This window comes from Mesorhizobium sp. M0208 (assembly GCF_040322015.1).
GTDB lineage: Bacteria > Pseudomonadota > Alphaproteobacteria > Rhizobiales > Rhizobiaceae > Mesorhizobium.
Map to the genome: position 1 here is coordinate 1 of NZ_JAMYSP010000077.1, position 7635 is coordinate 7635.

4 protein-coding genes and 4 pseudogenes are annotated in these 7635 nt (G+C 59.0%); 4 read left to right on the top strand and 4 right to left on the bottom strand.

Annotation, left to right across the window (positions count from 1 at the left end):
* Nucleotides 1-96 precede the first annotated feature (96 nt).
* The gene (locus NKJ17_RS33000; protein WP_352691883.1) at nt 97-1464 is read right to left on the bottom strand and encodes an exopolysaccharide biosynthesis polyprenyl glycosylphosphotransferase; all 1368 of its coding nucleotides are present in this window, start codon (nt 1462-1464) and stop codon (nt 97-99) included.
* Nucleotides 1465-1853: 389 nt separating this feature from the next.
* Between NKJ17_RS33000 and NKJ17_RS33005 the strand changes: the two genes are divergently transcribed.
* Together NKJ17_RS33005 and NKJ17_RS33010 are read left to right on the top strand one after the other, a co-directional pair.
* Nucleotides 1854-2630: a Crp/Fnr family transcriptional regulator gene (locus NKJ17_RS33005; protein WP_352509934.1), complete on the top strand. Its 777-nt coding sequence runs from the start codon at nt 1854-1856 to the stop codon at nt 2628-2630.
* Nucleotides 2631-2769: 139 nt separating this feature from the next.
* Nucleotides 2770-3157 (top strand): annotated as a pseudogene (locus tag NKJ17_RS33010) (alkanesulfonate monooxygenase); the annotation flags it as partial.
* A gap of 610 nt (nt 3158-3767) precedes the next feature.
* Here the strand turns inward: NKJ17_RS33010 and NKJ17_RS33015 are convergent.
* Together NKJ17_RS33015 and NKJ17_RS33020 are read right to left on the bottom strand one after the other, a co-directional pair.
* Nucleotides 3768-4052: pseudogene (locus tag NKJ17_RS33015) on the bottom strand (transposase); the annotation flags it as partial.
* Nucleotides 4052-4855, bottom strand: a pseudogene (locus NKJ17_RS33020) (type IV secretory system conjugative DNA transfer family protein); the annotation flags it as partial. The pseudogenes NKJ17_RS33015 and NKJ17_RS33020, both read right to left, overlap by 1 nt.
* 271 nt (nt 4856-5126) lie before the next feature.
* Here NKJ17_RS33020 and NKJ17_RS33025 point away from each other — a divergent pair.
* Together NKJ17_RS33025 and NKJ17_RS33030 are read left to right on the top strand one after the other, a co-directional pair.
* A complete protein-coding gene (locus NKJ17_RS33025) occupies nt 5127-5492 on the top strand; it encodes a TIR domain-containing protein (RefSeq protein ID WP_352691885.1) in 366 nt (121 codons plus the stop codon).
* 1106 nt (nt 5493-6598) lie between these two features.
* A pseudogene (locus NKJ17_RS33030) lies at nt 6599-6751 on the top strand (hypothetical protein); the annotation flags it as partial.
* 204 nt (nt 6752-6955) lie between these two features.
* On the opposite strand, the gene NKJ17_RS33035 reads toward NKJ17_RS33030, so the two are convergent.
* A partial coding sequence (locus NKJ17_RS33035) for a calcium-binding protein (RefSeq protein ID WP_502906596.1) occupies nt 6956-7635 on the bottom strand: 680 nt, incomplete at its 5' end.

A 7635-nucleotide genomic window follows, 5' to 3' on the forward strand; every position in this document is an offset into this window, starting at 1 on the left:
ATCCAGCCCCCGCCGCGCGTCAGGCTGTTCGCAACCTCATTGTCGCACCACCCACTCTGGAAATGCCGGTAGTTCGAGGTGTCCAGCTGCTATACATCAATAGACATTACGATCCGAAAGCACCAGTACAGCGGTTGTCCAAATTATCTTAAGATCGAGCTGCACGCTCCAGGACTGTATGTACCAGAGGTCATGCTCTACGCGTTTTTCCATCCTCCACAGCTCCTTCGTTTCCCCTCGAAAGCCATTGATCTGAGCCCAGCCTGTCAAACCGGGTTTTACACGATGGCGATAAGCATAGCTCGCAATAATCGTACTATAGGTATCGTCATGAGCGACGGCGTGGGGTCGCGGCCCCACGAGGGACATTTCCCCCCGAAGCACATTAAATAACTGCGGCAGCTCGTCGATATTTGACTGGCGCAATATTCGGCCAAGTCGGGTAACCCGCGCATCATTACGCTGAGCCTGGCGAATGTCCGCACCGTTCTCCTGCACGGTCATTGATCGGAACTTGTAAATATTGAATGGCTTACCACAAAAACCCCGCCGCGTCTGCCGGAACAGCACTGGGCGACCGCTCTCGAGCGCGATGGCACACGCGACTACGGCCATCAACGGAAACAGGAACAGCAGTAGCAGTGATGCAAAGGCAATGTCGAATAACCGCTTCAGCAGGCGTTCGGCAGGCCTCAAAGGCGCGCGCTGGACTTCGAAGGCTCGCTGCCAGCCGGTGTGCAGCGGGCATCCGGCCAGAATCTTGTCTATGTAGGCATCGGCGAAAAGATAGATCGGCAGCGGGAGGCGGGACATTTCGTCCAGGATGCCTGCGATCAACTTCCGCTGATCCCAAGAGCAAAAGAGATAAACTGCCCCATACGGTTCACTACGGAACGCAGCCTGCGCAGCTGCGACGGCGGCTTGCACCGATCGTGCTGCGATCGTGCCATCATGGTTCTCGATGTTCGAAACACCGCAAACCGCGATGCCCTGTTGCCCGAGCTTGCCGATTGTCCCCTTTTCCATTCCAGGACCGCCAGCGTAAAACAGATAAACTGTGCGCAGGACGAGCTTCTCGGCGGCCAGAAGCCGTTTCAGCACACGCGCTAGAACCACGTGGCCAGGCAGCAGGGTTGGGAATCCGACCGCAAACGCCAGCGTCAAGGAACCGCGGGAGAACGTCGACGTCGTCTTCGTGAGAAAGGCGAGCCAGAGAATTGAAAAGAAAACGAATAACCACCCGGTGAAGAGTGTTTTGATCACGCGGTGATCGTCCAGGATGCCACTGATCGTGTAGGCGCCTCTGGCCCCCATGAATGCGACAAGCAATAGGCCGGCGGTAACACTTAGATAAATCGTCTCCCAAATATCTGGCGGGCTCACGCCGACGTACCTATGATAGACGTCATTTGACGCAAGAAGTATCGTCTCTCCGAGGAGGAAATCAGCAGTTGCAAGAAACACGCAAACTGCTCCCACAGGAAGCCGTAGCGGTTCTACGCTCCGCTTCAAGAACGCACGCGACGCCTGGGTTGGTGCATGCCGCATGGAGACAAGCCCCCGAATCCTGTTGTATCCCTTCTCCTTCTTGGGGCATGGCACACGCCGTCCCATAGAAGGGGGTTATCCCAACGGCTTTCAGTCGATCACATTTGATTTAAACTCTCTCAGAGACAGGGTCGCTGTTACCCCGGGCACATAGGAGTGACTATTTTATGCTATCCTAATATGGTAACACTTCCGTCTGAGCGCTCTTGCGCGAGAACGGCCCGAAATCGGACTCGTTCTAAGAGGTAGTCAAGGCAACGCTTTAGGGGACCGGGGCGCTTTACCCTATCAGGGGGGCAGGAGCCATGGCAGAGTGCGGCGCTGAGGTTCGGGTCAAACAGCTCGATAAAATACGCTTATTTCAGCAATTTGACCAGGATATTCTTAGTGAACTGGCGAAAGTGGCCATTCTGCGAAGGGTTCCGAAGCATAAAATCTTAACTCGCCTTGGTGATGTGCCACTTTATATTTACTACATAATTCAAGGAAAAATTCGGCTTAGTGCTCCCCTCTCGGACGGACGAGAATTCATCTTTGCAGATCTTGGTCCCGGTGACACTTTCGACCTGACTAGATTGTTCATCACGCGAAGAAGTAACATGAATGCGGAGTCAGTTGCGGACAGCGACTTGCTGCAAATCGAAGTAGCTTTCATGGTTAGGGTCTTCGACAAACACCCCGATCTCGCATTAAAGGTGATCCCGTACTTGTGCGAAGCAACCCACGACGCGCAGGAGCGAGTGATCCACAGTGCGGCCAGTGCCCTATCCACTCGATTGGCGAGCACGCTCTTGCGATTGACAGAGAGGCCGCACAGCACGGCTACCGTGGATAGAGCTCTGAGTATCCACATTTCGCAGACCGACCTCGCGGCAATGGTCCCGGCTTCTCGAGCGAAAGTGAATCGTTGCCTGAGAGAATGGGAACGGCGGTATATGACGCGATACGACCACGGCTCGCTGACGATCCTCAATCGCGCCGCGTTAGAGTCTGTTGCTCTTGGCGAGATCGCCTTTGATCGTTCAATGATGCATATCCCACGTGCTCGAGCATCTCCGTGGCATGCTCCGGGGAGACAATGAAACCGGAAGTGGCGGTCGTCCTCGCATCCCTCGGTAAAGTCCTTCTCGTCGGCGTCGTAAGTCGCAGCACCGGACAGATGCGCCTTCTCACCGGCGTCAGCGCCAATGAGACAGAATTGGGCTAATTGAGAGCGGAGGGTTTCTGAGTCATCGTAGCCTTTCAAAGACGCAGAAGGTTTCGCGCATGGATTCCGTCGGCCAGTCGCGCATGGGCCGGCTGCACGGGGGCCGTCGCGACAAACTCGAAATCAGCCCGAACCCTGTGGGCCGGCCGTCGGCCTAGCGCGGTGGCGCCGGCACCGCCCTGGTCGGCGACGCGGCGACAATGGCGGAGCGGATCGACGAATACCGCGCATTGGGATCGATACCTTCATCCTCCCGGACTATCCGCATCTGGAGGAAGCCTATCCCTTCGGCGAACTGGTGCTGCCGCTTTTGCCGCTCGATCACGAGGTTTCGACGCGGCCAACGGCCGTGAACATGGGGCCGTTCGGCGAGACGTGGCTGGCGACCATCGGCCGTCGGCGCTGCGCACGAGCCAGTCTCGGGCGTGCGTCGTCTGCTTCCAGCGTCGTGATGAGGGGAGCGGGGCCTTAAGACTACCGGTAACAAGATGCGCCTCAGTTTTTTCAGGTCACTACGATCAGTGAATGTCGGTATCGGTGGTTGCGCGTCCCTGATTTGAACCTGCGCCGGCCAAGAGCCGATAACTATCAGGCAGCACGTTTGATGGTCCTCTTGCTCAGCTTTACGACGAAAGCGTTCCTATAGCGCGACAATCTGGGAGAGACCTCTCATCCTGATCGCCGCGCCGCACGTTCCCCTTCTTCATGGCTACCGTTTTCCGGCATGTAGTTCCAAGTGGGGCCGCCAGACGGGTACGCAGGGTTAATCCTGCGTGATCAAGATAGGTCGAGATGAATGTGCACCAGCCTCACGGTTGATCGCGACATTTCGCGAACCCGTCTGCTCGCAATCGCATTGCGCGTGTCTGCTTTCCGGTGCAGGGCCAATGTTCGTACACGGCGTAATCCCGCCGTGTGCATGTCTTTTCACGATGCCGCCGCCGAATCTAGGATGAGGGCTTTGCAGGCCTAGGCGAGGGCAGGGCGCTACGCTAACTTATACCAACGGCCCTCACAAATGACCTGAATGTGCCCACTTCCGCATTCCGATTGAGGTGATTGCGTCGGGCTTTGCGGCAAGCCTTTTCCATGCGTCGCAGGCAGCGTCGATGATGTCGTCATATGTGTCGAAGACGCGGTTGGAGAGGAAACTGGCGCGCAGCTATTGCCAGACCTGCTCGACCGGATTGAGCTCCGGAGAGCGCGATGGCAGCAGGATCGGCGTGATGTTCTTTGGCCAGACGAGATTGCCGGTGGTGTGCCATCCGGCTCGGTCCAGCAGCAGCACGGCTTGAGCGACGTCGCGGTGGAGAGAATGCCAGACCGCTCGTTGTCGGATTTGTTCAAGAGCTCGCGCCGTTGAGGCGACGACGGGATGCGGGCCGATCTCTCCGAGATGCGGCGTCGTCATCATCACTGCCAGAGTGGTCTCGATCGGCCGCTTTGGGTCTGATAGGAATCCCGCGACGCCGGCCAGCGTCTTGTCGGGCTCGGAGTAGAGTACGTGCAGGATCGCCCCGACGAGCAGCGAGTGGCTGGTCTTCTCCCAGTGATTGCGCTTTTCGAGCGGGCCTTCGGGATCGACCAGCACGTCGGCGACATTCTGGACGTCACGCACCTCCCACTCGCCGCGGCGCACTTCGAGAAGCGGGTTGTAGGCGGAGGACTTCCTGTTCGTGGGATCGAACAGCAGCACCCGCCCGTGCCTGGCGTGCCTGGCGCGAAATCCTCCCGTGATCTGCCAGTTTTCACCCTTGATATCGTGCACGATGGCCGAACCCGACCAGGTGAGAAGCGATGGCACGACGAGGCCGACGCCTTTGCCGCTTCTCGTCGGCGCGAAGCACAGAACATGTTCCGGCCCGTCGTGACGGAGATAATCGCGATCGAACATGCCGAGTACCACGCCGTCAGCCCGAGCAGACCGGCGGACTTGACCTCATTCGGTTTCGCCCAGCGCGCCGATCCCTATGTCTCGACGTTCTTCGCCTCGCGCGCCCGCCAGACCGAGATGCCGATCGCCACGGCGATGGAGATGAAGCCGCCAGAGGCGGCGATGAATGCGCCCTCGACGAAGATCGGTGGCGCATAGGTGGCAAAGGTCCTCAGCGGTTCAAATCGGGACTAGCCCTTGCGAGCCGTCGCCAACTAGCGGGGCTCCTTCCACCTCGGCAGGTCATTTCAGGTCGCGACAGCCTAACGCTGAACGCGCACGCAAGTGCAGTTCTCTCGGTGGCTGCTCTCCACAAGTATCCTATAGATTCGGCCGCGGGCGGGGATCGTTTCCGTGCGTGTCTTGCGCATTCAGCGTGGTTGAGACACCGTGGCAGAGGGGACGGCGGTGGTACGACCTGCTGTAGTGAGGGAATAGATGAACAAGGCCCGCATTTTCCTTGGCTCGTCGGGAGCGCAGATGAAGCTGGTGCAGGCGCTGACGCCCGGCCTCGAAGACGTCGCGCATGTCGATCCCTGGACGACATCCTTCAATCCAGGCACGACCACGCTGACCCGTCTCCTCGAGCTTACGCGTGAAGTGGACTTCGCGGCGTTCGTGTTCGCCCGCGACGACTGGACGACGGCCAGCCTGCACGCTTCCCCTTCCGCTGGTTCCGGCCAGGCTTCTCCGCGCGACCATGTCGTCTTCGAAGCCGGTCTTTCAGCAGCGTCCTCGGCTCGCGCCGAACCTTCATACTGCATGCGAGGGGTTCGAAGCTTCCGACCGATCTCCTCGGATTGACGTGCGTACGATACGGCGAAGCGACAAAGGCTGCCGAGATGAGGACCATCAACCAGAAGCTTCGAAAGGCGATCGAGAGCGAGGGCCGCGTCGCACGCATTGAGGGCCTGTGGTGGCAATTCTCCCTCTCGGCGCGCGGGCCCGCGGGAGCCTTCCGCCGTAGGCCTCCTGCGCATCTCGCGAGCCCTCGACAGTACGCTGGAGCTGCGTGGCCGCTCATGGCTGGAGGACGGCACTCTGTCCGCCAGATACTGGAGCGAAGCCCTGAAGGAGAGGAAGGAGCCTGCCGGCGTATTCTACTACTGGAACGGAGAACGGCCCCGCGACCCTAACGCACCGCAATTGTACGGGAGAGATCCTGCTGGAGTCCGTCGATCGCGCCGCCGGGTATTTTACGACCCGTTCGGATGGCCCCGAAGGCGTGAACGCGCGGACGTCCGGTGTCTACCTGCGCGCCGATCCGGCGGATTGGCCATCCTGGACGGAAACGACGATCGCCAGTGCGCGGAGTTGATCGCAGAGCGGCTGGCGCGCTGGAAATCGATCGCGAACGCCTGAAATCAGGCATTCGGCATCTCCCTCGCCCACCACGGGACAAGCCACCAGCGGCCTTGCCGGAGCTTATCGGCGCTGTTCTCGCTAGCTGTCACGAACGGGCACTGGATCGGTCGGAGCGACGTTGTAGGATGCCGCCAAAGATATCCAACACAGTTTATGACGCAGTAGAACTAGAGCATCGCCCGAAAAAGTGGTCACCGGTTTTTCGAACAAAGCGTGACACAGCTCGCGACGCTGAGGAACAGGCCGACGCTGCTGGCCGACGATTTTTTCGTGATCTGATCCGGCGCCTACGGCGGTGCGCGTGAAAACGAGATCTCACGGTACACGACAGTCAGGGTGAGAACGGGATGATGTGTTTGGATTGAAGATTCCTCAGCAAAAGGATCTTCGCCCATGCCACTGATTCATTCCGCTCTCATCGAGACGTTAGGTTGGCACTTTGCATTGAGCAAGAGCCGGCTTGTGACGCCGCCTGCGACGTTTCCGTTGGAATCGTAAAACAACGCACCCGTAACCTTGTCATAGACGATGTGGTCGTCGGCGTCGTGCGCGCTAGTTCCAGCGAAGAAATACCTTGGCTCGAGGGCTCCGGTGGCTCCAAGTCCCTGCATGCCGCATTGAAGGGCGCGTGCGAAATCGGCTTCACGGTTTTGTCGATCAGCATTTCGCTCGTCGCGATGTTCATCCCGCTCTTGCTGATGGGCGGCATTGTCGGCCGTCTGTTCCAAGAGTTCGCCATCACGGTAAGTGACGAACTGTATCTGGGGAGCGTCCTCGATACCGCTACAGTCCATGCCAGCACATCTGCACTTAACGAAAGAGGCTGGCGGGGTGCTGGTTGTCCACTTGGTCCTTGTTCGTCACAGCAGCGCCTCGCGCGATGTCGCTTCCCCGTCGGTTCTTCAGGTCACGTAGAAGGAGGCTGCCGAGAGAGATGGGGGGAAAAGCGTGGCGAACTGTGTTTGAGCTGTGCCGCCGATCCCGTCGCTGTCGAAAGAGAGCGCCCCGGTTGCACTATTGTAGATGATATGATCGGAACTGTCGTGCGCTGCCGTCCCGGCATAGAAAGCAGCCTGGGAAAGCGCCCCAACCGGAAGCCCTTTGAAAATGCCATCGTCGAGGTGGATCTTGTCCTGAAGCTTGTTGAAGTCGGTGATCCTGTCGATATTGCCGGCTCCAAGAGCGGTATTGAACACGAAGGCATCGTTGCCGCCATAGCCGGTCAAGATGTCGGCGCCGCCGCCGCCGTTGATGACATTGGCGCCGGCATTGCCTTGGATGGTCTGGGCAAAGGCGTTGCCGGTCAGGTTGATTGCCGTGGTGGCGGACGCGTTGATGGTGGCGAGAAGCTCGATCTGCGAGCCGGCCGCAAGGGCATGGCTTACCGAGGCCAGTACTTTGTCGGTGCCACCGCCCACCGCCTCGTTGACCTTGTCGCCGGCATTATCGACATAGTAGGTGTCGTTGCCGCCATAGCCGGTCATCGTGTCGGCGCCTCCGCGGCCGTTGATGATGTTGGCGCCGGCATTGCCCTGGATGGTCTGGGCGAACTCGTTGCCGGTGAGGTTGATTGCCGTGGTGC